Source organism: Citrobacter sp. CK191 (assembly GCF_030333435.1).
Classification (GTDB): Bacteria; Pseudomonadota; Gammaproteobacteria; order Enterobacterales; family Enterobacteriaceae; genus Citrobacter_B; species Citrobacter_B koseri.
The window spans coordinates 91,185-114,097 of record NZ_JAOWFX010000021.1 but is presented as its reverse complement, the minus strand read 5'-3'; the positions used below and the strand labels follow the sequence as shown (position 1 = coordinate 114,097).

Annotated in this window: 25 protein-coding genes; 6 read left to right on the top strand and 19 right to left on the bottom strand. The window is 54.4% G+C overall.

Annotated features, from left to right (window positions below; translation table 11 throughout):
* Positions 1 to 188 precede the first annotated feature (188 nt).
* The 7 genes from OGV82_RS04965 to livK form a co-directional block, all read right to left on the bottom strand.
* A complete protein-coding gene (locus OGV82_RS04965) occupies positions 189 to 557 on the bottom strand; it encodes a type II toxin-antitoxin system death-on-curing family toxin (protein ID WP_047460595.1) in 369 nt (122 codons plus the stop codon).
* A complete protein-coding gene (locus tag OGV82_RS04960) occupies positions 554 to 775 on the bottom strand; it encodes a type II toxin-antitoxin system Phd/YefM family antitoxin (RefSeq protein WP_047460592.1) in 222 nt (73 codons plus the stop codon). Before OGV82_RS04960 ends, OGV82_RS04965 begins: the two co-directional genes overlap by 4 nt.
* A 138-nt stretch (positions 776 to 913) precedes the next feature.
* Positions 914 to 1,627, bottom strand: coding sequence for a high-affinity branched-chain amino acid ABC transporter ATP-binding protein LivF (gene livF, locus OGV82_RS04955; protein WP_047463875.1), 714 nt, complete (start codon positions 1,625 to 1,627; stop codon positions 914 to 916).
* 17 nt (positions 1,628 to 1,644) lie between these two features.
* Positions 1,645 to 2,412, bottom strand: a complete 768-nt coding sequence (gene livG / locus OGV82_RS04950) for a high-affinity branched-chain amino acid ABC transporter ATP-binding protein LivG (protein WP_047460588.1) — start codon at positions 2,410 to 2,412, stop codon at positions 1,645 to 1,647.
* Positions 2,409 to 3,686, bottom strand: a complete 1,278-nt coding sequence (gene livM / locus OGV82_RS04945) for a branched chain amino acid ABC transporter permease LivM (protein ID WP_012135563.1) — start codon at positions 3,684 to 3,686, stop codon at positions 2,409 to 2,411. The genes livG and livM overlap by 4 nt, the downstream gene beginning before the upstream one ends.
* Positions 3,683 to 4,609: a high-affinity branched-chain amino acid ABC transporter permease LivH gene (livH, locus tag OGV82_RS04940; protein ID WP_012135564.1), complete on the bottom strand. Its 927-nt coding sequence runs from the start codon at positions 4,607 to 4,609 to the stop codon at positions 3,683 to 3,685. Before livH ends, livM begins: the two co-directional genes overlap by 4 nt.
* 61 nt (positions 4,610 to 4,670) lie before the next feature.
* On the bottom strand, positions 4,671 to 5,780 hold the full coding sequence (livK, locus tag OGV82_RS04935) for a high-affinity branched-chain amino acid ABC transporter substrate-binding protein LivK (protein ID WP_012135565.1): 1,110 nt from the start codon (positions 5,778 to 5,780) through the stop codon (positions 4,671 to 4,673).
* Positions 5,781 to 6,325: 545 nt separating this feature from the next.
* On the opposite strand from livK, the gene panM reads away from it, so the two are divergent.
* Positions 6,326 to 6,709, top strand: coding sequence for an aspartate 1-decarboxylase autocleavage activator PanM (panM, locus tag OGV82_RS04930; protein ID WP_024131029.1), 384 nt, complete (start codon positions 6,326 to 6,328; stop codon positions 6,707 to 6,709).
* Between the two features lie 113 nt (positions 6,710 to 6,822).
* On the opposite strand, the gene livJ is transcribed toward panM, so the two are convergent.
* The 6 genes from livJ to ftsY all read right to left on the bottom strand — a co-directional run bounded on the left by livJ (position 6,823) and on the right by ftsY (position 13,962).
* Positions 6,823 to 7,926, bottom strand: a complete 1,104-nt coding sequence (gene livJ / locus OGV82_RS04925; RefSeq protein WP_145991256.1) for a branched chain amino acid ABC transporter substrate-binding protein LivJ — start codon at positions 7,924 to 7,926, stop codon at positions 6,823 to 6,825.
* 206 nt (positions 7,927 to 8,132) lie between these two features.
* A complete protein-coding gene (locus tag OGV82_RS04920; RefSeq protein WP_047460582.1) occupies positions 8,133 to 9,398 on the bottom strand; it encodes a 4-aminobutyrate--2-oxoglutarate transaminase in 1,266 nt (421 codons plus the stop codon).
* Between the two features lie 224 nt (positions 9,399 to 9,622).
* Positions 9,623 to 10,477 (bottom strand): RNA polymerase sigma factor RpoH, encoded by an 855-nt coding sequence (gene rpoH / locus OGV82_RS04915; RefSeq protein ID WP_012135571.1) that lies wholly within the window; start codon positions 10,475 to 10,477, stop codon positions 9,623 to 9,625.
* Positions 10,478 to 10,734: 257 nt separating this feature from the next.
* Entirely contained in the window at positions 10,735 to 11,793 is a 1,059-nt protein-coding gene (gene ftsX, locus OGV82_RS04910; RefSeq protein ID WP_024131031.1) for a permease-like cell division protein FtsX, read from the bottom strand.
* Entirely contained in the window at positions 11,786 to 12,454 is a 669-nt protein-coding gene (gene ftsE, locus OGV82_RS04905; protein ID WP_012135575.1) for a cell division ATP-binding protein FtsE, read from the bottom strand. The genes ftsX and ftsE overlap by 8 nt, the downstream gene beginning before the upstream one ends.
* Positions 12,455 to 12,456: 2 nt before the next feature.
* On the bottom strand, positions 12,457 to 13,962 hold the full coding sequence (ftsY, locus tag OGV82_RS04900; protein WP_047460576.1) for a signal recognition particle-docking protein FtsY: 1,506 nt from the start codon (positions 13,960 to 13,962) through the stop codon (positions 12,457 to 12,459).
* 136 nt (positions 13,963 to 14,098) lie between these two features.
* Here ftsY and rsmD point away from each other — a divergent pair, with 136 nt between their 5' ends.
* Complete coding sequence (gene rsmD, locus OGV82_RS04895; RefSeq protein WP_012135578.1) at positions 14,099 to 14,695, top strand: 16S rRNA (guanine(966)-N(2))-methyltransferase; 597 nt, start codon at positions 14,099 to 14,101, stop codon at positions 14,693 to 14,695.
* Positions 14,685 to 14,960, top strand: coding sequence for a DUF1145 family protein (locus OGV82_RS04890; protein WP_047460570.1), 276 nt, complete (start codon positions 14,685 to 14,687; stop codon positions 14,958 to 14,960). Before rsmD ends, OGV82_RS04890 begins: the two co-directional genes overlap by 11 nt.
* A gap of 48 nt (positions 14,961 to 15,008) precedes the next feature.
* Here the strand turns inward: OGV82_RS04890 and OGV82_RS04885 are convergent, their stop codons facing one another.
* The 4 genes from OGV82_RS04885 to OGV82_RS04870 all read right to left on the bottom strand — a co-directional run bounded on the left by OGV82_RS04885 (position 15,009) and on the right by OGV82_RS04870 (position 17,484).
* Positions 15,009 to 15,518 (bottom strand): DUF1240 domain-containing protein, encoded by a 510-nt coding sequence (locus OGV82_RS04885; protein WP_047460567.1) that lies wholly within the window; start codon positions 15,516 to 15,518, stop codon positions 15,009 to 15,011.
* A 1-nt stretch (position 15,519) separates the two neighbouring features.
* Positions 15,520 to 16,398 carry a hypothetical protein gene (locus OGV82_RS04880; RefSeq protein ID WP_047460565.1) on the bottom strand — a complete coding sequence of 293 codons (879 nt, stop codon included), beginning with the start codon at positions 16,396 to 16,398 and terminating at the stop codon, positions 15,520 to 15,522.
* Between the two features lie 9 nt (positions 16,399 to 16,407).
* Entirely contained in the window at positions 16,408 to 16,887 is a 480-nt protein-coding gene (locus OGV82_RS04875; protein WP_047460562.1) for an Hcp family type VI secretion system effector, read from the bottom strand.
* A 237-nt stretch (positions 16,888 to 17,124) separates the two neighbouring features.
* Complete coding sequence (locus OGV82_RS04870) at positions 17,125 to 17,484, bottom strand: DUF2500 domain-containing protein (RefSeq protein WP_047460559.1); 360 nt, start codon at positions 17,482 to 17,484, stop codon at positions 17,125 to 17,127.
* A 141-nt stretch (positions 17,485 to 17,625) separates the two neighbouring features.
* On the opposite strand from OGV82_RS04870, the gene OGV82_RS04865 reads away from it, so the two are divergent.
* The gene (locus OGV82_RS04865) at positions 17,626 to 18,252 is read left to right on the top strand and encodes a lysoplasmalogenase (RefSeq protein WP_047460556.1); all 627 of its coding nucleotides are present in this window, start codon (positions 17,626 to 17,628) and stop codon (positions 18,250 to 18,252) included.
* Positions 18,253 to 18,328: 76 nt separating this feature from the next.
* Entirely contained in the window at positions 18,329 to 20,527 is a 2,199-nt protein-coding gene (gene zntA / locus OGV82_RS04860; RefSeq protein WP_047460553.1) for a Zn(II)/Cd(II)/Pb(II) translocating P-type ATPase ZntA, read from the top strand.
* A 90-nt stretch (positions 20,528 to 20,617) separates the two neighbouring features.
* Here the strand turns inward: zntA and OGV82_RS04855 are convergent, their stop codons facing one another.
* On the bottom strand, positions 20,618 to 21,601 hold the full coding sequence (locus OGV82_RS04855; protein ID WP_012135584.1) for a TRAP transporter substrate-binding protein: 984 nt from the start codon (positions 21,599 to 21,601) through the stop codon (positions 20,618 to 20,620).
* 176 nt (positions 21,602 to 21,777) lie between these two features.
* Positions 21,778 to 22,023 carry a sulfurtransferase TusA gene (gene tusA / locus OGV82_RS04850; RefSeq protein ID WP_012135585.1) on the bottom strand — a complete coding sequence of 82 codons (246 nt, stop codon included), beginning with the start codon at positions 22,021 to 22,023 and terminating at the stop codon, positions 21,778 to 21,780.
* Between the two features lie 170 nt (positions 22,024 to 22,193).
* Here tusA and OGV82_RS04845 point away from each other — a divergent pair, with 170 nt between their 5' ends.
* A complete protein-coding gene (locus OGV82_RS04845; RefSeq protein ID WP_012135586.1) occupies positions 22,194 to 22,859 on the top strand; it encodes a 7-cyano-7-deazaguanine/7-aminomethyl-7-deazaguanine transporter in 666 nt (221 codons plus the stop codon).
* The last annotated feature ends 54 nt before the right edge of the window (positions 22,860 to 22,913 follow it).

Sequence of the window (22,913 nt, the reverse complement as noted above, 5' to 3'; positions counted from 1 at the left end):
CTTGTTGTGCCGGATGCGCGATATCACGCGTTTTATGCTCGCGAGGTAACATGACATGCGCGAATGACAGAAAAATAACTTTTTAGTTACAAATAAATGACAGCCAAACGTCAGCAGGATGATAAGAAGATGATGGAATGGTGAAGATAATATGTAGGCCCGGTAAGCGTAGCGCCACCGGGCGGCGGCTACCGACGCAAACGCTGTACAATTTCCTCTAGCGACAGACGTCCTGCGGCAGCTTCGACTGTCATATCAACATAATCGGGATTAGCAGCCAGAAAGATACCGTTACGTTTGAGAAACAGCAATGTGATGAATAATGCTGTTCTCTTATTACCATCGTTAAAAATATGTCCACGAGAAATAGCGAGTAGATGCATCGCCGCAAGGATCCAGACATCGGTAATACTTTCGTATTCGTATTTATTTAAAACACGGTACAACAGCGCTTCAGCCCGCCCAGGGTCCGGCATTCCCGGAACGCCGGGCGTTACGCTCAATAATTTGTCATGAAAACGGATTATCTCTTCCGCTGAGATAAATTGAAGTGTCATTTATCGGCCAGTTCCCTTAATTCGTCGCCGTGAACGCCCATGATGGCATCAAATTCAGCATCCAGTTTTGCTGTCTGATAACGTTCAAATTCTTCTGCGCTGATGATAACCGCAGATTTATGCCCCCGACGCGTAATCGTCACCGGCGTACCCGTGGCAGCAGAATCAAGCACAGAGGCAAGGTTCTGCCGTACCTCACTATAGTTCATTGTACGCATATAGCCTCCTTTTAAGTACGCATAAATTGTACAACTAAAACGTACAAAAAACAAAAAGCCGGGTGGCGGCTTCGCCTTACCCGGCCTACAGGATCGAGTAGGCCCGGTAAGCGTAGCGCCACCGGGCACACAGACGGTTCAGCCTCCGAGGTATGCGCTGCGCACCGCTTCGTTGGCCAGCAACGCATCGCCGGTATCTTCCAGCACCACATGACCGTTTTCCAGCACGTAGCCGCGATCCGCCAGCTTCAGCGCCTGATTCGCGTTCTGCTCGACGAGGAAGATGGTCATTCCCTGCTCGCGCAGCTGTTCGATGGTATCGAAAATCTGCTGGATAATGATCGGCGCCAGACCCAGGGACGGCTCATCCAACAGCAGCAAACGCGGCTGGCTCATCAATGCACGGCCAATCGCCAGCATCTGCTGTTCACCGCCGGACATGGTGCCTGCACGCTGGATACGACGCTCATGCAAACGCGGGAACAGCGCGTAAACCCACTTAATGCGCTCCTGAAACTGGTCGCGCTCGGCGAAAAAACCGCCCATTGCCAGGTTCTCTTCTACCGTCATACGGGAAAAGACGCGACGCCCTTCCGGGACAATCGCCACCGCTTCACGCATGATTTTCGCCGTCTGCCAGTCGGTAATGTCTTTACCATCAAACACAATCCGACCACTGGTGGCGCGCGGATCGCCGCATAACGTGCCGAGCAGCGTGGTTTTACCCGCGCCGTTGGCGCCAATCAGGGTGACGATTTCTCCCTGACGAATATGCAGGCTCACCTCGTGCAGCGCCTGGATTTTGCCGTAGTGGGCACTGACTTTGTCAAAGGACAACATGACTTTTTCCATCTTATGCGTCACCACCATTATGCTTCACCTAAATAGGCGCGGATCACGTCCGGGTTGTTGCGAACTTCTTCCGGCGTCCCGTTCGCCAGCGGCGTTCCCTGGTTCACCACGTAAATGCGATCGGAAATCCCCATCACCAGCTTCATATCATGCTCAATCAGCAGAATGGTGGTGTTGTGATGATTACGCAGCTCCGCAATTAATTCGTCCAGCTCTTTGGTCTCTTTCGGGTTCAGACCCGCCGCCGGTTCATCCAGCATCAGGATCTCCGGCTGCGTCACCATGCAGCGGGCGATCTCCAGACGACGCTGGTCGCCGTAAGCCAGGTTGCTGGCCTGGCGGTTGGCGTGCTCCAGCAGGCCGATACGCTCCAGCCAGGTGGCGGCGCGATCGAGCGCTTCACTCTGCGCCCGACGGAACGCCGGAGTCTTCAACAGGCCCGAAAAGACGCCGGTTTTCAACTGCTGATGTTGCGCAACCAGCAGGTTTTCAATCACCGTCATCTCACGGAACAGGCGGACGTGCTGGAAGGTACGCACCACGCCCATACGGGCAATCTGCTGACCCGGCAGCCCTTCCAGATGCTGATCGCGCAGCATAATGGTGCCGCCGGTCGGTTTATAGAAACCGGTCAGGCAGTTAAAGACCGTGGTTTTCCCGGCGCCGTTTGGCCCGATCAATGAGACGATTTCGCGTGGATGCAACTCCAGTTCAACGTTGTTTACCGCCAGCAGACCGCCAAAGCGCATCATCAGGCCGTTAACGGATAATAATGGCTGACTCATGCCTGCTCTCCTTTCGCTTCCCCGTTTTTCAGTTTCAACTGCGGACGGGTCATCGGCAGCAAGCCCTGCGGACGCCAGATCATCATCAGTACCATCAAACCACCAAGCATCAACATGCTGTATTCGTTGAAGTCACGCATCAGCTCGCGCGATACCACCAGCAGGATAGCGGCGAGAATAACGGCGAACTGCGAACCCATGCCGCCAAGCACCACAATCGCCAGTACAAAAGCGGATTCGGCGAAGGTGAACGACTCCGGGCTGACAAAGCCCTGGCGCGCGGCAAACAGCGTTCCGGCGAACCCCGCAAACGCGGCGCTGATGGTAAACGCCGTCAGCTTAATGCGCGTCGGGCTTAAGCCTAATGAACGGCAGGCAATTTCATCTTCACGCAGCGCTTCCCATGCCCGCCCCAGCGGCATACGCAGCAGACGGTTGATCACAAACAGCGAGAAGACGACCAGCAGCAACGCCACCAGGTAGAGCCAAATCACGCGGTCGGATGGATCGTATTTCACGCCGAAGAAGTTACTAAAGGTATCCCAACCGCCTTCACGGGCGGTACGGCTGAACTCCAGACCAAAGAATGTCGGTTTCGGGATCTGGCTGATACCGTTCGGCCCGCCGGTCACTTCAGTGTTATTGAGCAGCAGGATGCGCACAATCTCGCCAAAGCCTAAGGTCACAATCGCCAGGTAGTCGCCGCGCAGGCGCAATACCGGGAAGCCGAGCAGGAATCCCGCCGCCGCTGCAACCAGCCCCGCCAGCGGCAGGCAGGTCCAGAACCCCAGACCGTAATAGTGGTTCAGCAACGCGAAGGTATACGCGCCAATGGCGTAGAAACCGCCGTAGCCCAGCACCAGCAGACCAGACAACCCCACCACCACGTTCAGCCCAAGACCGAGGATGATGTAAATCATGGTCAGCGTGGCGATATCAACGGTGCCGCGCGACACCATAAACGGCCACACGACGGCGATGACCAGCAGCGCAATCAGGAATAGCTTCTGCTTCACGGTTGAGCCATCAATCGCTGGCAGAACAAATTTAGGCCCGGAAATGCCCTTCAGGCTTTTCTGGAAAATCGGTCGCAGCAACTGGAAGAAAAAGACCACGGCAGTACCGATAAACACCCACTGCCAGCGAATATCCGCAGCAGTCCCCACCACCAGTTTGGTGCCATCGAGTTCCAGTTGAACGCCCATAAAGACGCCCGCCAGTACGAAGAACATGGCGGCAGAGAGCAGCGCCATCGCAAAATGCATCGGTTTCATACTTTCTCTACCTCCGGGCGGCCCAGGATACCGGTCGGCATGACCAGCAGCACCAGAATCAGCAGCGCAAACGACACCACATCTTTATATTCGGTACTCAGGTACGCAGAGGAGAGCGCTTCGGCGACGCCCAGAATCAGGCCGCCAATCATCGCGCCAGGAATGCTGCCGATGCCGCCAAGCACCGCGGCGGTGAAGGCCTTCATCCCGGCCATAAAGCCAATATACGGGTTGATAACGCCATAGAACTGACCGAGCAGCACGCCCGCCACCGCCGCCATCGCCGCGCCAATCACAAAGGTCAGCGCAATCACGCGGTCGGTATTAATGCCCAGCAGACTCGCCATTTTCAGGTCTTCCGCACAGGCGCGGCAGGCGCGTCCCATACGGGAGTAACGGATGAACAGCGTCAGCGCCAGCATCGCCAGGAAAGTGACAATCCAGATGACCAACTGCATGGTGGTAATGCTGGCGGCGAAGTTCTCGCTGCTGCCGATAATCCACTGGCCGTTAAACAAACTGGGGAGCGCCACGTCACGCGAACCTTCGGTAAGACTGACGTAGTTTTGCAGGAAAATAGACATCCCGATCGCGGAGATGAGCGCAATCAGTCGCTTGGAACTGCGCACTGGCCGATAGGCCACCCGTTCAATACTCCAGCCATAGGCGCTGGCGATAATGATAGCCCCGACGAACCCGGCGGCGACCAGCAGCCAGCTGGTATCAATGCCCATCATCATCAGCGCGGCGATGATCATGAAAGAGACATAGCTGCCGATCATATAGACCTCGCCGTGGGCGAAGTTGATCATGCCGATAATGCCGTAAACCATCGTATAGCCGATAGCGATCAGCGCATAGGTGCTTCCCAGCGTGACGCCGTTAAACATCTGCTGCAAGAAATAGAGAAACTGCTCGGACATAAGGTAACCTTTCTCAACCCGCCCGTTTTGCGCGGGCGGAGGGATAACTTGTCTTCAGGCGTTATTTGGCAACGGTCGATGAGCCGTCGGCATGCCACTGGAAGACACCAAACTCAAATCCCTTCAGATCGCCTTTTTCATCCCAGTTCAGCGGCCCAATCACGGTATCAGCCCCGTGTGCTTTCAGATCTTTCACCAGATCGAGCGGCGCTTTGCTGCCGGTACGATCCATTGCGGTTGCCAGCGACTGCACCGCAGCGTAGGTGATCCACACGTAAGGGCCGGTAGGATCTTTTTTGTCGGCTTTAAGGGCATCGACAATGCCTTTGTTCGCCGGGTCCTGGTCATAGCGTTTTGGCATCGTCACCAGCATGCCTTCTGCCGCCGCGCCAGCGATGTTGGACAGTGAGGCATTGCCCACGCCCTCTGGTCCCATAAACTGGGTTTTCAGGCCGATAGCGCGCGCCTGGCGCAGCATCTGGCCCATTTCCGGGTAGTAACCGCCGTAATAAACGAAGTCGATATTCTCTTTTTGCAGGCGGGCAATCAGCGCGGAAAAGTCTTTCTCGCCAGCGGTAATCCCGTCAAAGAACACGATATTGGCGTTGCCCGCTTTCAGGCTGTCCTGTACGGAACGCGCCAGACCTTCACCGTACTGCTGCTTATCGTGAATAATGGCGATACGCTGCGGCTTCACTTTCTCAAGAATGTATTTCGCCGCCGTTGGCCCCTGGGAGGAGTCCAGGCCCGCCGTACGCATGATGTGTTCGTAGCCGCGCTGCGTCAGTTCCGGGTTTGTGGCACCCGGGGAGATCATCAGGATGCCTTCATCTTCATAGATATCAGACGCGGGCTGTGTGGAAGAGGAGCACAGGTGGCCGATAACGTACTGAATGCCGTCGTTGACGATTTTGTTCGCCACCGCGACAGCCTGTTTCGGGTCACAGGCGTCGTCATACTCAACGCCCACCAGCTTATCGCCTTTGATGCCGCCTTTGGCGTTGATGTCTTTAATGGCCTGACGAGCGCCGTTAAATTCCATATCGCCCCACTGCGCTACCGGGCCGGACATCGCCCCGACAACGGCGACTTTAATATCGTCCGCCATTGCCGTATGCGACATCGCCAGTGCAACCACTCCTGCGATGATCGTTTTCGCATTCCGTTTCATTTACTGAATCCCCATTCGTGACGTTATTACACTTCATCCTTCAAGCTGCCCCGGTGTTGGCTACGTGCGTTCACCCCAGTCACTAACTTATGTAAGCACCTGGGGATTCACGCTCTTGCCGCCTTGATGCACCTTGAATGATTTTGTGTATATATTTTGTATTTATGTGGTTAAAAAGCAGACTGTGCTTTTTTTGAACTATGCTATTTTTACCTGTTGCATTAATGGTTTAGCACAGCTTTTTATGCAAAATCAGAGCAAACACTCTATTTTTCAGTCGATTAAGAAAAGATAATATTCTGATTTCAGCTATAGATAAACAAAAAAAAGCGCACTTGTCAGCATAAAATAACGGTACAAAGGGCGGAATAAAACGCTGCCTTCCAGGGGATTATCCTGCCTGTTTTTCATTCTCTGATGTTTCAAACTGTACTTATCGTTGCCAAAAAACTAATCGCCTGGTAAATGAAATAAAAAAGAGAAAGTGTCGGAACACATTATTTCGGTACACTGGTTCTCTCTTTGGTGATTTGGACATGCTGTCGATGAAGCTGACCATCGTTCGTTTAGAAAACTTTAGCGCCCAGGATCTCATCGATCTGGGTAAAATCTGGCCGGAATACTCCGCCTCGTCTTTAAGCGTAGATGATACTCACCGGATCTACGCAGCGCGTTTCAATGAGCGTCTGTTGGGCGCTGTGCGGGTAACGCTAAGCGGTACGCAAGGCGCGCTGGATTCATTGCGGGTTCGCGAGATCACGCGTCGTCGCGGCGTGGGGCAGTATCTGGTGGAAGAGGTGATCCGCAATAATCCGGGCGTTTCAGCCTGGTGGATGGCAGATGTCGGCGTCGAAGAGCGAGGCGTAATGGCGGCGTTTATGCAGGCATTAGGGTTTACGGCGCAGGCGGACGGCTGGGAAAAACGGTAATAAAAAAGCCGGATGGCGCTAACGCTTATCCGGCCTACGTGTTTCGCAACTCTCACGCAATTTTCCAGGCATGCGGGCCGGGTAAGGCGAAGCCGCCACCCGGCGGCACTCAATTATCTGGCGTCGGTTGCCGTACCGTCGGCATGCCAGGTAAAGACGCCGAACTCAAAGCCTTTCAGATCGCCCTTCTCATCCCAGGACAACGGCCCCATAACGGTTTCCACGGTATTCGCTTTCAGGTATTTGGCGATTTCAGCCGGATCGTCGGACTGATTCAGAGCCGCCTGCAATGACTGCAACGCCGCGTAAGTGGTCCACACAAACGCGCCGCTTGGGTCCTGTTTCTTCGCTTTGATCGCGTCTACAATCGGTTTGTTTGCCGGAACCTGATCGTAGTTCTTCGGCTTGGTGACCAGCATCCCCTCGGCAGACTCACCGGCAATGTTAGACAGCGACACGTTCGCTACCCCTTCCGGCCCCATAAACTTCGTTTTCAGGCCAGCAGCGCGAGCCTGGCGCAGGATCTGCCCCATCTCAGGGTGGTAGCCGCCGTAATACACAAAGTCGATGTTCTCTTTCTTCAGGCGCGCCACCAGGGTGGAGAAATCTTTCTCGCCGGCGGTAATCCCGTCGAAGAACACCACGTTGGCGTTGCCTTTTTTCAGGCCATCCTGCACCGCGCGCGCCAGGCCTTCACCGTACTGCTGCTTATCGTGAATAATGGCGATGCGCTGCGGCTTCACGCTTTCCAGAATATATTTCGCCGCCGTCGGCCCCTGATCGGAGTCCAGACCGGTGGTGCGCAGGATCAGCTGATAACCGCGCGCGGTCAGTTCCGGTGCGGTCGCAGCCGGAGTAATCATCAGAATGCCTTCGTCTTCATAGATATCGGACGCAGGCTGCGTGGATGAGGAGCACAGGTGGCCGATAACATATTTAATGCCGTCGTTGACCACTTTGTTGGCTACGGCTACCGCTTGTTTCGGGTCGCAGGCATCATCATATTTCACGGCAACCAGCTTATCGCCCTTGATGCCGCCTTTCGCGTTGATATCGGCAATCGCCTGCTCCGCGCCGGTAAATTCCTGATCGCCGTACTGCGCTACCGGGCCGGACATCGCGCCGACAACGGCCACTTTGATATCCTTAGCAAACGCCATATTGCTCAAAGACAGGGCGATACATCCTGCCAATAACGCTTTACCCTTCATATTCATCCTGAGAATCCCCATTATTGTGGTTATTACGTATGTTGTGATGTTGTTGTTCAGCACTTTATTTCAATTAATGGTAAGCCACCCGTGCTTTAGCAGCATACTCTGCTAAAACATACCCGATTTTTATGATTTTGGAATAGCTAATTTGACAGTCAGATAACAAGTTGATGACAAAACGGGGCGCCGCCGCAACGGGCGGCGTCGGTTTATCGTGTCAGCGAACGCGTAATGATCTCCAGCGCTTTACGGAACTGCGCATCGGGGATCGTCAGCGGATAGAGGAAGCGGATCACGTTGCCGTAAACACCGCAGCTGAGCAGCAGCAGACCCTCCTGCAATGCGCGATCCTGCACCTGTCGGGTAAATTCCGGGGACGGCTGGCCGGTTTGCGGATCGGTAAACTCTACCGCCACCATCGAGCCCTGCGCGCGGATCTCGGCAATGGACAGGCAGGCGGCTTTCGCTTTGTTCAACACCTCAACCAGATGCTGACCAAGCTGCGTGGCGCGAGTGCAGAGATCGTCTTCTTCAATCACATCAAGCACCGCATGCGCGGCGGCCACCGCCAGCGGGTTTCCGGCGTAGGTGCCGCCAAGACCGCCCGGCGCTGGCGCATCCATCACCTCGGCGCGACCGGATACCGCCGACAGCGGCATACCGCCAGCCAGACTTTTGGCCATCGTGATGAGATCCGGCTGAACGCCGTGGTGCTCCATCGCAAACAGTTTGCCTGTACGGGCAAAACCGGTCTGCACTTCATCGGCGATCAGCAAGATGCCGTGGGTATCGCATAACGTACGCAGCGCCTGCATGAAATCCGTTGGCGCGACGTTAAAGCCCCCTTCCCCCTGCACCGGTTCCAGGATAATGGCCGCCACCTGATCCGGCGCAATATCGGCTTTAAAAATCCGCTCGAGGCTGTTCAGCGCATCCGCCGTGGTAACGCCATGCAAAGGATTCGGATATTGCGCGTGATAGACCGATCCCGGGAACGGCCCAAAGCCAGTTTTGTAGGGTGCGACCTTACCGGTGAGCGCCATCGTCATAAAGGTTCGCCCGTGAAACGCGCCGCCAAAGGTAATCAGCCCCGGTCGCCGGGTACAGGCGCGCGCAATTTTCACCGCGTTTTCGACCGCCTCCGCGCCGGTAGAGAAGAAAGCCGTTTTCGCCGGGCCGTTGATCGGCACGCGCTTGTTAATACGCTCGGCAAGCGTAACGTAGCTTGCATAAGGCACGATTTGATACGCGGTATGGGTAAATGACTGGAGCTGTTTTTCAATTGCCGCGATGACTTTTGGATGACGGTGCCCGGTGTTCAACACGGCAATTCCGGCGGCGAAATCAATCACCTCATTGCCTTCAATATCCCACAGCGTGGCGTTTTCCGCTCTGTCGGCATAGAAACCGCACATCACCCCGATGCCGCGCGGCGTCGCCTGCAACCGTCTTTCATTCAGTTCGTTATTTTTCACCTTCTCCCCCTAAGATGCGCACAACCCATCGGTAAGTGTTTGCCAGGGGGGAAGAATTCGCCAGAGCGGGGGAGAAAAAAAGCGTTATCCCCGTAGCCCGATAAGCGAAGCGCCATCGGGCATTTATGTTTGCCTGTTTGCCGGATGGCGGCGGTGCCTTATCCGGCCTGGAAAACAAAAAACCCCGGATTCTCATCCAGGATTTTTCGGGCACTTCGCGGAAATTACGCTTCGATAGCGGCGCGCAGTTTCTTCATCGCGTTCTTTTCAAGCTGGCGTACACGTTCAGCAGAAACGCCATAGCGATCGGCCAGTTCCTGTAGCGTGGACTTATTATCTTCGTCCAGCCAACGGGCGCGAATGATGTCCTGGCTACGCTCGTCCAGACCTTCCATTGCGTGGGTCAGTTTGTTTGCCGCCTGATCTTCCCAGTTATCCTCTTCAATGCCGTCGGCAAAGTTAGAGGTTTTATCCTGCAAATACAGCACTGGCGCCATCGGCTGGCTGTCAGACTCGTCGTCCGAAGACATGTCAAACGTCATGTCCTGCGCCGCCATACGGGATTCCATCTCGCGAACGTCTTTGCTGGTTACGCCCAGTTCGCGCGCCACCATTTCCACTTCATCCTGATTAAACCAGCCCAGACGCTGCTTGGTTTTACGCAGGTTAAAGAACAGCTTACGCTGTGCTTTAGTGGTTGCGACTTTAACGATACGCCAGTTACGCAATACGTATTCGTGGATCTCCGCTTTGATCCAGTGCACGGCGAAAGAAACCAGGCGCACACCCACTTCCGGGTTAAAACGGCGCACGGCTTTCATCAGGCCGATGTTACCTTCCTGAATCAGATCCGCCTGCGGCAGGCCATAGCCCGCATAGTTACGAGCAACATGAACAACAAAGCGCAGGTGAGACAGAATCAGCGTCTTAGCTGCTTCCAGATCGCCCTGGTAATGCAGCTTTTCAGCCAGTGCCCGTTCTTCGTCAGCCGATAACATCGGCCACGCGTTTGCAGCCCGGATGTAAGATTCCAGGTTACCAACAGGGGCTAAAGCTAAATTTTGCATTTCTTTGGTCATTCAAATCCTCTCAATTTATATCGTCTGGCACTGCAAATGAGCAACAAACGTGCCAGCGTTTATGAGCAACGAGAATAGCACTCACTCTTTTATCAGACAGTGATTTTATCCACAAGTTCAATGCAACGTTGTGAATAAATTACGCACAAAATGTGACACCGCTATGAAAAAACACTGTGGGCAGGGGATGAGATGTTTTGATGCTCTTTCCCTGCGAACGGGAACTCATTGCAGGGAAAGAGTATACCACGCTTTTATTAATCGGGAGTAAAGTGACGTAAATGTTGCACAGTGGCAAGCCACGCCGCAACCCAGCCGATCATCGAGCACACCAGCAGCAGCAACAGGCACTCATCGAACGATAAGCCATTGATATCAAACTTCGTTCCGAAAACCTGCGCCACTTCCGTCACCGCTGACGACAAGCGCATCACCAAAATTTCTGACAAAATCAGTGAAAGAAATGCCCCTGAAAAACCGAGCAGCGCGCCGCCGTACAGGAATGGTCGCAGGATAAATCCATCCGTCGCGCCAATCAGTTTCTGCACGTTGATGGTGTCACGGCGGGCGAAAATGCTCAGGCGCACGCTGTTGCCGATGACGAGGAACACCGCCGCCACCATCAGCACGCCGATCATCGCGGAAACGCGCCCTACCAGCCCGGTCAGCGCCGCCAGACGGGCAAACCAGCTGTCATCCATACGCACTTCATCAATGCCGTTAATCTGCGAGATGCGATCGCGTAGCGTATTCAGCGACTCCGTTCCCTGGAAATCCAGTTTCGGGATCACCACCGCCACTGCCGGAAGCGGATTCTCTTCCAGCATGTCCAGCGCGCCGCCAAAGCCGGACCAGTTGCGGAACTCGCCCAACGCATCGTCGCGGGAGAGATAGTTGACCTTCTCCACCCCCTGCTCGGCCTGGAGCTGTGCGACCACCCCGGCGGCCGCGTCGTCATCCAGCGTCTTTTGCAGGTAAACGGTGATCTGCGGGGACGGATAGTACTGCGTCGCCGCCTGGTTGACGTTCTTATAGACCATGTAGCAGACGCTTGGCAGCGTCAGAGAGATGGCAATCACCATCACCGTCAGAAACGTCGCCAGCGGCTTGCTTTTCAGATCCTGTAACGCGCCCTGGAACGCATAGCGCACCTGCTCGTTAAAGACGTTGGTTTTACGCGAGTTCGGCTTTGGCGAGGGTTTTGCGCGTCTCGGCGCATTGCGGCCGCCGTCGCCGGACGAACCGCCAGATTTACGAAAACGGTCCAGTCTGCCGCCAAACTGCCTGATTTGGTTGATAGCGTCACGCTTATTCACTGACCAGGCCTCCATGCAAATGACCTTCGCTCAGGGTGAGCATACGGTACGAACGACGGGAGATAAGCCCGATGTCGTGCGTCGCCATCAATACCGTCACCCCAACGCGGTTAAACTCTTCAAACAGACGTAAAATCCCTTCCGATAAGGCATCATCCAGGTTCCCGGTCGGTTCATCCGCCAGCAGCACCGCAGGCTTGTTCACCACCGCACGGGCAATCCCCACGCGCTGCTGCTCACCGCCAGAGAGTTGAATGGGAAAATTCCTCGCTTTGTCCAGCAGCCCGACTTTATCCAGCGCCGCCGACACACGACGACGGATGTCGTCCCCGCTGGCGCCAGCGATAATCAACGGGATCGCCACGTTGTCATAGACCGTACGATCCATCAGCAGGTGGTGATCCTGGAAAATCATTCCGATCTGACGACGCAGAAACGGCACTTCACGGTTTTTCAGGCGCGTAATGTCATGCCCGCTGAAGAAGATTTTCCCGGCGCTCGGCCGTTCAATCCCACAGATAAGCTTCAGCAGGGTACTTTTCCCCGCGCCTGAGTGGCCGGTCAGAAACGCCATCTCGCCTGGCTGCATGTGGAATGTGACTCCTTGCAGCGCTTGTCTCCCACCGAGATAGGCCTTGCTGACATGTTCAAAGCGAATCATTGTTAATCCTCTCGGGCAAAAAGTGCCTCTATAAAATCGTCCGCCTTAAACGGACGTAAATCCTCGATACGTTCGCCCACACCAATATAGCGGATAGGAATGCCAAACTGATCGGCAACCGAGAAGATAACCCCACCCTTCGCCGTGCCATCCAGCTTGGTCAGGGTGATACCGGTCAGGCCAACCGCTTCATGGAACAGTTTGGCCTGGCTTATCGCATTCTGCCCGGTGCTGGCGTCGATGGTCAGCATCACTTCATGCGGCGCATCTTCGTCGAGTTTCTTCATCACGCGAACGATTTTTTTCAGTTCTTCCATCAGGTGCGCTTTGTTCTGCAAGCGACCCGCGGTATCGGCAATCAGCACATCCACATTACGCGCTTTCGCCGCCTGGATGGCGTCAAAGATAACGGAAGCGGAATCCGCGCCGGTATGCTGGGCGATAACCGGAATGTTGTTACGCTGGCCCCAGACCTGCAACTGCTCTACCGCCGCCGCACGGAAGGTATCCCCCGCCGCCAGCATCACGGATTTGCCCTGCTGCTCGAACTGACGCGCCAGCTTACCGATCGTGGTGGTTTTCCCCACGCCGTTAACGCCAACCATCAGAATAACAAATGGCGTTTTGCCTTCAATATTAAGCGGTTCGTCAACTTTTGCGAGGATATCGCCCATCTCGTCTTTCAGCAGGCCATACAGCGCTTCGGCGTCATGCAGCTGTTTGCGGCTGGCGCCCTCTGTCAGGTTAGCGATGATCTTGCGAGTGGTTTCCACGCCCACATCGGCAATCAGCAACTGCTCTTCCAGTTCTTCAAACAGATCATCGTCGATTTTCTTACCACGGAACAGACTGATAAATCCTGAACCGAGATTTTCTTTTGTTTTCAGAAGACTACGTTTCAGGCGCGCAAAGAAACCCTCTTTTGTCGGCTTCTCTTGCTCCTGAATCACCTCCTCAACCGGCGTCTCTTCTTCTGCCGCCGGCACGACAACCACCGCGTCTTCCGCCGCTTCCACCGCCAGCGCCTGCGCTTCCCGTTCTTCGTCGGTCAGTTGCGGTTCGTTTTGCGCCTCTTCTTCTTCTACCGCCTCCACGATCTCTACCGTTTCCGCTTCGGCCTGCCACTCTTCAGGCGACGTCTCTTCGACGTTCACCTCCTCCGGCAGCGGCAGTTCTTCATGTTCCACCACCGCCTGCGGCTCAACGATGTCTTCTTCAACCACGGGGTCAACAACAGGCTCTACGACAGGCTCTGGCTCAACCGGCTGCGGTTTTTCGCTTTCCTGAACCTGTTCGGTGACGTTCACCACGGCTTCGGCGAAAGCGTCGGTCTCCGCCTTGCCGTGGGCGTGCGTTTCCGCGTCGGCGTCTGCCGCCGTCTCAACCGGCGTCTCTGGCGCTAACTGTTCTTCAACACGCTGTTGTTCTTCGGTTTTTTGTTCCTGTTCCTGCTCTTTTTCACCAAAGCCCAGCCAGGAAAAGAAGCCACGTTTTTTCTGTTTTGCCATCTGCGACTGTACTCCTCGCGGTTAATATCTGGCGCTATATACATGGAAGCTAAAAAAATGATGAAATAGTCTACCACTTAACTTAATTCACATCACCGCCTGGAATGACACGTCAGCAGCGGATTGAGCAATAGAAATGAAAAAACCGAATCACTCTGGCAGCGGTCAAATCCGCATTATTGGCGGACAATGGCGGGGCCGTAAACTTCCGGTTCCCGACAGCCCAGGGCTGCGCCCGACAACCGACCGGGTTCGCGAGACGCTGTTTAACTGGCTGGCGCCGGTCATGGTAGACGCCCACTGTCTGGATTGTTTCGCCGGAAGCGGCGCGCTGGGGCTGGAAGCGCTTTCCCGCTATGCGGCGGGCGCGACGTTGCTGGAGATGGATCGCGCCGTGTCACAGCAGTTACAAAAGAATCTTGCTACGCTAAAGGCAGGCAACGCCCGCGTGGTCAACGCCAATACGCTGGCCTTTCTGGCGCAGACCGGTACGCCGCACAACGTGGTGTTTGTCGATCCCCCGTTTCGCAAAGGGCTGCTGGAAGAGACGTTAAGCCTGCTGGAAACGCACGGCTGGCTGGCTGATGACGCGTATATTTACGTTGAAAGCGAAGTCGAAAACGGTCTGCCGCCCGTCCCGGCAAACTGGTCGTTGTATCGTGAAAAAGTGGCCGGGCAGGTCGCATACCGCCTGTATCAACGGGAAGCACAAGGAGAAAGCGATGCTGATTAATCTGGGTCGATTACTGATGCTGTGCGTCTGGGCATTTTTAATTCTTAATATTTTCCAACCCTTTCCACGCCCGCTCAACATCTTCGTTAACGTCGCACTGGTCTTTATGGTGCTGATGCACGGTATGCAGCTGGCGCTGTTAAAAAGCACCATGCCTAAAGATGGCCCGCAGATGACCACCGGCGAGAAAATCCGCATTTTCCTGTTCGGCGTGTTTGAGCTGCTGGTGTGGCAGAAGAAGATTAAAGATCAGTTGAAGAAGTAACCGTGATCTTTTGGCCCGGCGGCGCGTGGCGAGCCGGGCCAAAAAACGCTATTGCTGCTTTGGTTTGCCGTCCAGTGTGTCGTTCAGTTTTTCAATATCGCTGTATTTTGTTTTGAGCAGATATTTCACCTGCTCGCAAATCTCTTCGGTCCTGGTGTAATAGGTGCCAGACGTCGGGCCTGAGCGCTCACATAAGACATAATTAGTGCCGAGGGGATAAAAAAGAACAATAAAAGAGAGGATATTACCAACAACAAACCCTACCCCCGCGACGTGGAAAACAATGGTAAATGTCCTGTCGAAGAATTTGAGCGGCTGCATGCTTTTCGCAAAGGCCAGGTAGGCAATACCTAAAGCAAGGCAACCCATCACCGGAACCATGAATAACATGCAAAATGAACCCCAGAAAAAATAGACGATGCTTCTTGATTCAACCAGATCGGTGAGATCCGGTACGCTGGCAATATAAAAACCCCAGGTCATCCCCCCAAAAAAGAACATACAAAGAAACAGGCAGCACCTTTTCTTAAGATTCTCCAGATTAATATTAACATTCATATCAATAAATTCCGCCGTAAAGGGAGCTTCTGTACCCCAGGCGCTGGGCGTTCCACTCTTCAATTCTTTGCCGTTCTTTAAATCCCTGACGAATACACGCTATAAGTTTGTCTGAGAGCTCATATTTTTTGTCCACCTCATTCAAAGTCCAGGCAATGAAAAAACCTAATGCAACGACAACGACGATTTCTCCCCAAACCGGAACGGCCCCGCTAGAGAACAATAGCGGTACGGCTAACCTAAGAGCATTACCCGCTGATTGCGAGACAAAAATACTCACAATCACCTTCGCCACATCCATCGTCACGTTCCCCAGCAGTGCGGCGACGTCATGGTCGGATTTAAAGACCAACTCAATCAACCGCCAGCATGCGGAAAACCAGATGCAGAATCTGGCCCCTGACATTATGCCATTTCGAAATCCGGCGCGGCCAATGCCCACTTCAAGTACCTTAGGATGATTAATCCGGTAACGGGTTCCATTAAGGATGCGTCGCAAAGAAGGGTAACCTGTAATCTTCACATACAGCTTTCCCTGATAAGCATACTGCGTTGCTTTAATCCCAAGGCCTTTTAAGGTGAAGACAATCTTCCCGGCTTGCTGATAAGAAAAAAGCTTTGACAGGTTTTTAGTAGCAGAAACCGTATCTTTAATGTTACCGGCATAATTCGTCGAAAAACTGACGGGTTTACTGCCCAGCAAATCGTCAATTACGCCCTGAGCCTCCTCAGGCGTCAGCAGCATGATGTGTTGAGGATTGTTGTTCAGGTTATTTTTTAGCGTTCTGATTTCATTCTCGACACGCTGATTACGTTGCCAGTTATTTCCTCTAAGAATATCTTCACGGTGATTTCCTATCCAGTCATAATACTTTTCCATCATTATCCCTTAATAAATTCGCTCATCCCAAAGGCTGTATGCGCTGGTTCCCGTCATAATGTGCTCCCAGGTAATTGACTCATACGACAGCTCAATGACTTCTTCTGGCTGACCCGCACTGTCATCGATAGTATGAGGCACCTGTAAATGGATGCTGGATATTCTGGCATTGATAAGTTTTATCGCGTAATAACACTCATTTAAACCCGCCGGACTCGTGCGATAGAAACTAAATTCACAGTTCAATGTTTCATTGTCAGTTATGGCTTTCCCTAATAACGGCGAGGATTTATCTACTGGCTTAATAAACGTCAAACATTGATGGTTCACATTTTGTGCCCGACTCATGCCATGATTAACTGTCATTACCATTATCTGATCACGATGGGCGGATTGTGATTTATTTCCTATCGAATTTACCGAGGCACATCCAGCAGAAATCAACCCCTGCGCCTGCCCATTCAAGGCCAACCACATTGTATTCGCCATATAAATCCCTTAGCTTTTTAAATTATATTCATATATATCTGCGATAGCGTTGCAATAGTAGGATAGTGAAAAGCGGATAGCAGAATAGTGATATGACCGATATTTTAGTCACACAAAAAATATAACACCAAAGGTATTACCACAGAAAAATAAATAGCAGCCATATTTGAAAGGCATTATATATTTCAGTTGAATTTATTGTCGGCACTGGCGCTATAAACACAGTGCCGATCGGCGTTATTGCCCAGGCTTAAAGCCCTCAAACCGCGAACCTTTGTAGCTCAGCGTGCCTTTATCCCCGACCGTTAACGCATGGTACTGTTGGGCATCCAGACGAAACGTCTGCTCAAGCCCGCCGTGTTGCGGTTTAAAGCTAACCTCATAGCGCATACTGGTGCCCGCTGGCGTCACCTGCTGCTGACGCGAGCGCCGATCGTTGATCGGCTTTTCGCGCTTATTGCTCACCACTACCTGCTTTTGCTGCAATGGCGCGGCATCGTTATCGGCTTTTTCTCGCCGCTGCGAAACAAAGCGAAACGACGCGGCGATAACAATCAAGCCAATGATAACAATGAAAAAAAGTGGTGGTTTACTCATCATTTTAACCCATCAGAAAATGCGGAAATAAGCATACCCTGCCCGTTATGGTGTTGTCATCTGCCTGCGCCGACCTCTACACTGGACAACAGGGCCGTGAGCATACCGCTCGCGAAAAAATAACGAATTCAAGGAACTAAGATGCTTTGGTCGTTTATCGCTGTCTGTCTTTCCGCATGGCTATTTGTGGACGCATCGTATCGTGGGCCAGCGTGGCAGCGCTGGGTCTTTAAACCTCTCACCCTGATTCTCCTTCTGTTACTCGCCTGGCAAGCGCCGATGTTCGACGCGATCAGCTACCTTGTGCTGGCGGGCCTGTGCGCCTCGTTGCTGGGCGATGCGTTGACGCTGTTGCCGCGCCAACGTCTGCTGTACGCCATTGGCGCATTCTTCCTGTCACACCTGCTGTACACCCTCTATTTCGCCAGCCAGATGACGCTGTCGTTCTTCTGGCCCTTGCCGTTAGTGCTGCTGGTGTTGGGCGGGTTGCTGATTGCGGTGATCTGGACGCGTCTGGAAGAGTTGCGCTGGCCGATATGCACCTTTATCGCCATGACGCTCATGATGGTCTGGCTGGCCGGTGAACTGTGGTTCTTCCGCCCGACCGCCCCGGCGCTTTCTGCTTTTATGGGCACATCGTTGTTATTCCTCGGCAACATCGTCTGGCTGGGCAGCCATTACCGCTGCCGCTTCCGCGCGGATAACGCTATTTCCGCCGCCTGCTACTTTGCCGGGCACTTCCTGATTGTCCGCTCACTTTATCTTTAATAACGCTTGACTCTGGAGTCGACTCCAGAGTGTATCCTCCGGTTAATGAGAAAATTATCATCAACCGGAGGATGCCATGTTGACACCCGATACTGATGGCAAAAAAGTCCCACAATTTTCATCCTTCAAACTGGCGCCAGCCCCCCGGAAGGTAGATGACTGCTGCTGTGAGGGCGCCTGCGCAACGGAGGCTCTCGTCCCCGACACCATCGAAGGGACGCGTTACACCTGGAAAGTCGCCGGTATGGACTGCGCCGCCTGCGCCCGTAAAGTCGAAAACGCCGTGCGCCAGGTCGGGGGCGTCAATCAGGTACAGGTGCTGTTCGCCACCGAGAAACTGGTGGTGGATGCGAATGCCGATATCCGCCAACACGTTGAACGCGCCGTACAAAAGGCGGGCTATACCCTGCGTGATGAACAGGCCACAGCAGAGGCGCGCGAATCCCGGCTGCAAGAAAACCTGCCGCTGATCACGCTCATCATTATGATGGCGATTAGCTGGGGGCTGGAGCAATTCAACCATCCGTTCGGCCAACTGGCGTTTATCGCCACCACGCTGGTCGGCCTGTATCCCATTGCCCGTCAGGCGCTGCGCCTGATGAAAACCGGTAGCTGGTTCGCCATCGAAACGCTGATGAGCGTGGCGGCAATTGGCGCGCTGTTTATTGGCGCGACGGCGGAAGCGGCGATGGTGCTGCTGTTATTTCTGATCGGCGAACGCCTCGAAGGGTGGGCTGCCAGCCGCGCCCGCAAAGGGGTCAGCGCGCTGATGGCCCTCAAACCGGAAACCGCCACGCGCCTGCGCGATGGCGTGCGCGAAGAGGTGGCGATCAACACCCTGCAACCCGGCGACATTATCGAAGTGGCGGCAGGCGGGCGCTTACCCGCCGACGGCAGGCTGGTCTCCGGTTTCGCCAGTTTTGATGAGAGCGCGCTCACCGGCGAGTCGATTCCGGTCGAGCGCTCAACGGGTGAGAAAGTCCCTGCCGGCGCCACCAGCGTGGATCGGCTCGTCACGCTGGAGGTGCTGTCAGAACCGGGCGCCAGCGCGATTGACCGTATCCTGAAGCTGATTGAAGAAGCCGAAGAACGCCGTGCGCCCATTGAGCGTTTTATTGACCGCTTCAGCCGGATTTACACCCCGGTGATTATGGCCGTCGCGCTGCTGGTCACGCTGGTGCCGCCGCTGCTGTTTGCCGCGTCCTGGCAAGAGTGGATTTATAAGGGACTCACGCTGTTACTGATTGGCTGCCCGTGTGCGCTGGTCATTTCCACTCCGGCGGCCATCACCTCCGGGCTGGCGGCGGCGGCACGTCGCGGGGCGCTGATTAAAGGCGGCGCAGCGCTGGAGCAGCTGGGCAGAGTCACTCAGGTGGCGTTCGATAAAACCGGCACCCTGACCGTAGGGAAACCGCGCGTCACCGCCATCCATCCGGCAAGCGGGATCGGCGAAGCAGAGCTGCTGGCGCTGGCGGCGGCGGTGGAACAAGGCGCGACGCACCCACTGGCGCAGGCCATTGTGCGTGAAGCGCAGACGCGTGAACTGACCATTCCGCCAGCGCTGGAGCAGCGCGCGCTGGTCGGTTCGGGTATCGAAGCTCAGGTTAATGGCGAGCGCATCCTGATTTGCGCCGCAGGCAAACGCCCGGCGGAAGCCTTTGCCGGGCAAATCAGCGAACTGGAAAGCGCCGGACAGACGGTCGTGCTGGTGCTGCGCAACGACGACGTACTCGGCGTGCTCGCCCTACAGGATACGCTGCGCGATGACGCCCGCACCGCGATCGGCGAACTTAATCAGTTAGGGGTGAAAGGCGTGATCCTGACCGGCGATAACCCACGCGCGGCTGCGGCCATTGCCGGAGAGCTGGGCCTGACGTTTAAAGCGGGCCTGCTGCCGGAAGATAAAGTCCGGGCGGTGACGGCGCTCAATCAGCACGCCCCGCTGGCGATGGTGGGTGACGGCATTAACGACGCCCCCGCAATGAAAGCCGCCGCGATAGGTATTGCGATGGGAAGCGGAACGGATGTCGCGCTGGAAACGGCAGACGCCGCCCTGACGCATAACCGCCTGCGCGGACTGGTACAGATGATCCAGCTGGCGCGCGCCACCCACGCCAATATTCGTCAGAACATCGCGATTGCCCTGGGGCTGAAAGGGATCTTCCTCATCACCACGCTGCTCGGCATAACCGGCCTGTGGCTGGCCGTGCTGGCGGATACCGGGGCGACGGTGCTGGTGACCGCCAACGCGCTGCGGCTGTTGCGTAAAGGGTAGATTGTCGCCTGATGGCGCCAGGCTTATCAGGCCTACGGGGATCATGGCACGAACCCACGCAGGCCTGCTCATCCGGCGAAGCGAAGGCGCTTACTGCACGTCGGCAATCGCCTTCATCAACGCCTGGTGTTTTTCGCCATACTGCGCGCGGACCGGTTCGGTGGCCTTCACGAAATACGCTTTATCAATTTCGTGGAACTGCACGCCGCCAGCCTTCATCTTCGCTAATGCCTCCTGGTTGTAGGCATCCCACAATTTACGCTGCTCAAACTGCGCTTCGCGCGCCAGCGTCAGGATCTTCTGCTGCTCATCCGCAGTCAGCTTGTCCCACTTCACTTTGGAATAGAGCAGCATTTCCGGGGTGATAAAGTGCCCGCTGAGGGTGTAATTCTTCGCAACCGGCATGTAGTTATGCGCGACAAAAGTCGGCGGGTTGTTTTCCGCACCGTCAATCACGCCGGTCTGCATACCGCTAAACACCTCGCTCACCCCCATCGCCACCGAGTTCGCCCCCATGTCTTTCAGCGTATCCAGCGCCACCGGGCTTCCCTGCACGCGAATCTTCATACCGTGGAGATCTTCCGGCTTTTCCACCGGGTTTTTGGTAATCAGGTTGCGCGTCCCGGAGTCCATCCAGCCAAGAAACACCAGACGTGATTTCGGGTTGTTCGTCAGCTTATCGCCAATGCTTTTCCCGATATCGCCATCAATAATTTTGTGCATGTGGTCTTCGTCGCGGAACACATAGGGCAGCGTAAAGACTTCGATATCCGGCAGAATAGCCGCCACCGGCGCCATCGATACGCGAATCATATCAATCGCGCCGATTTGCGCCTGTTCAATCATCTGTTTCTCATCGCCCAGCACGCCGCCCGGGAACACTTTAATTTCCAACTTACCGTCGGTTTGTTGTTTGAGTTTTTCGCCCATTTTCTGCACGGCGACGACATTCGGATAGCCCTGCGGATGGACATCCGCCGCTTTAATAACCTGCGCGAAAACGGAATGGGAAAACAGTATTGACGCGGTAGCCAGGCACAGGGAAGCCGCGAGCGGCTTGAGAGTCACTTTCATCGGGTCAGCTCCAGAGGTTGAGAGGGTAGCGTTAAAACATTGTTTTAGTTTTTACGCTTAAACCGTAGCCGATGCCCTGAAAGATGAAGGTGAAGTGCTTCACAAAAAAGCAGGAAAAATTGAAACGATGGTTTAAAAATGTCGCAGCGGTCACGCCGGTTTTATCCGGCTGAGACTCAATGCTTTTTACGCAGCAAATAACGATACGGCAGCGAATCCGTCTCTTTCGCCATCAGCTCATGTTCCATAAACGTACAAAAGCCAGGAATATCGCGGGTTGTCGCCGGATCGTCGGCAATAATCAGCAGCGTTTCGCCCGTTTGCATGTTACGCACGGTTTTACGCACCATCATTACCGGTTCCGGGCAGCGTAGCCCCTGGGCATCAAGCGTATGGTCGGGGGAGGAAAACAGATCGGTCATCTTCGTCTCATTCACTAAAAAAACGGCTGTAGTTTACGCCCTGTTTGCCCGTAAGCAAATCAAGTTAACGATTGCGTGAAAAACAACCATTGCAATACGTTTTCAAAGCAGTATGATGCGGCGGTTTTATTGGGTTCCCTCACCCCAAATATCTATCAAAAAGGTACAATATGAACTCCTTTACTCAAATACAGCGCGTAAAAGCGTTGTTCTGGCTATCGCTATTCCACTTACTGGTGATCACCTCCAGTAACTATCTGGTACAGCTTCCGATTTCTGTTTTCGGGTTCCACACGACGTGGGGCGCCTTTAGCTTTCCCTTTATTTTTCTCGCGACCGACCTGACCGTGCGCATTTTTGGCGCGCCGCTGGCACGACGGATAATCTTTGCGGTGATGATCCCGGCGCTGCTCATCTCCTATGTCATCTCATCGCTGTTTTATATGGGTTCCTGGCAGGGATTTGGCGCGCTGCTGCACTTCAACCTGTTTGTCGCGCGTATCGCCACCGCCAGCTTTATGGCGTATGCGCTGGGCCAGATTCTGGATGTACACGTCTTTAACCGCCTGCGCCAGAACCGCCGCTGGTGGATGGCTCCTACGGCCTCCACGCTGTTTGGCAACGTCAGCGATACCCTCGCCTTCTTCTTCATCGCTTTCTGGCGCAGCCCCGATGCCTTTATGGCCGAGCACTGGATGGAAATCGCCCTAGTCGATTACTGCTTCAAGGTGCTCATCAGCATTATTTTCTTCCTGCCGATGTATGGCGTATTGCTGAATATGTTGCTGAAAAGGCTGGCAGATAAATCTGAAATCTCGGCATTGCAGACGAGTTAAAGGTTCATTTTCCGAGTTGTGATAAGATGGATGAATGAGCCGTTATGGCCGTTT

What these genes read in the sequence shown, in the direction of transcription:
- rsmD (WP_012135578.1), top strand. Translation starts at nt 14,099, where the DNA reads ATGAAAAAACCGAATCACTCTGGCAGCGGTCAAATCCGCATTATTGGC.
- OGV82_RS04885 (WP_047460567.1), bottom strand. Translation starts at nt 15,518, where the DNA reads ATGAATGTTAATATTAATCTGGAGAATCTTAAGAAAAGGTGCTGCCTG.
- OGV82_RS04965 (WP_047460595.1), bottom strand. Translation starts at nt 557, where the DNA reads ATGACACTTCAATTTATCTCAGCGGAAGAGATAATCCGTTTTCATGAC.
- OGV82_RS04890 (WP_047460570.1), top strand. Translation starts at nt 14,685, where the DNA reads ATGCTGATTAATCTGGGTCGATTACTGATGCTGTGCGTCTGGGCATTT.
- OGV82_RS04845 (WP_012135586.1), top strand. Translation starts at nt 22,194, where the DNA reads ATGAACTCCTTTACTCAAATACAGCGCGTAAAAGCGTTGTTCTGGCTA.
- livG (WP_047460588.1), bottom strand. Translation starts at nt 2,412, where the DNA reads ATGAGTCAGCCATTATTATCCGTTAACGGCCTGATGATGCGCTTTGGC.
- livH (WP_012135564.1), bottom strand. Translation starts at nt 4,609, where the DNA reads ATGTCCGAGCAGTTTCTCTATTTCTTGCAGCAGATGTTTAACGGCGTC.
- rpoH (WP_012135571.1), bottom strand. Translation starts at nt 10,477, where the DNA reads ATGACCAAAGAAATGCAAAATTTAGCTTTAGCCCCTGTTGGTAACCTG.
- livJ (WP_145991256.1), bottom strand. Translation starts at nt 7,926, where the DNA reads ATGAATATGAAGGGTAAAGCGTTATTGGCAGGATGTATCGCCCTGTCT.
- ftsY (WP_047460576.1), bottom strand. Translation starts at nt 13,962, where the DNA reads ATGGCAAAACAGAAAAAACGTGGCTTCTTTTCCTGGCTGGGCTTTGGT.
- tusA (WP_012135585.1), bottom strand. Translation starts at nt 22,023, where the DNA reads ATGACCGATCTGTTTTCCTCCCCCGACCATACGCTTGATGCCCAGGGG.
- OGV82_RS04865 (WP_047460556.1), top strand. Translation starts at nt 17,626, where the DNA reads ATGCTTTGGTCGTTTATCGCTGTCTGTCTTTCCGCATGGCTATTTGTG.
- OGV82_RS04875 (WP_047460562.1), bottom strand. Translation starts at nt 16,887, where the DNA reads ATGGCGAATACAATGTGGTTGGCCTTGAATGGGCAGGCGCAGGGGTTG.
- OGV82_RS04855 (WP_012135584.1), bottom strand. Translation starts at nt 21,601, where the DNA reads ATGAAAGTGACTCTCAAGCCGCTCGCGGCTTCCCTGTGCCTGGCTACC.
- OGV82_RS04880 (WP_047460565.1), bottom strand. Translation starts at nt 16,398, where the DNA reads ATGGAAAAGTATTATGACTGGATAGGAAATCACCGTGAAGATATTCTT.
- panM (WP_024131029.1), top strand. Translation starts at nt 6,326, where the DNA reads ATGAAGCTGACCATCGTTCGTTTAGAAAACTTTAGCGCCCAGGATCTC.
- zntA (WP_047460553.1), top strand. Translation starts at nt 18,329, where the DNA reads ATGTTGACACCCGATACTGATGGCAAAAAAGTCCCACAATTTTCATCC.
- ftsE (WP_012135575.1), bottom strand. Translation starts at nt 12,454, where the DNA reads ATGATTCGCTTTGAACATGTCAGCAAGGCCTATCTCGGTGGGAGACAA.
- OGV82_RS04870 (WP_047460559.1), bottom strand. Translation starts at nt 17,484, where the DNA reads ATGAGTAAACCACCACTTTTTTTCATTGTTATCATTGGCTTGATTGTT.
- livF (WP_047463875.1), bottom strand. Translation starts at nt 1,627, where the DNA reads ATGGAAAAAGTCATGTTGTCCTTTGACAAAGTCAGTGCCCACTACGGC.
- OGV82_RS04960 (WP_047460592.1), bottom strand. Translation starts at nt 775, where the DNA reads ATGCGTACAATGAACTATAGTGAGGTACGGCAGAACCTTGCCTCTGTG.
- livK (WP_012135565.1), bottom strand. Translation starts at nt 5,780, where the DNA reads ATGAAACGGAATGCGAAAACGATCATCGCAGGAGTGGTTGCACTGGCG.
- livM (WP_012135563.1), bottom strand. Translation starts at nt 3,686, where the DNA reads ATGAAACCGATGCATTTTGCGATGGCGCTGCTCTCTGCCGCCATGTTC.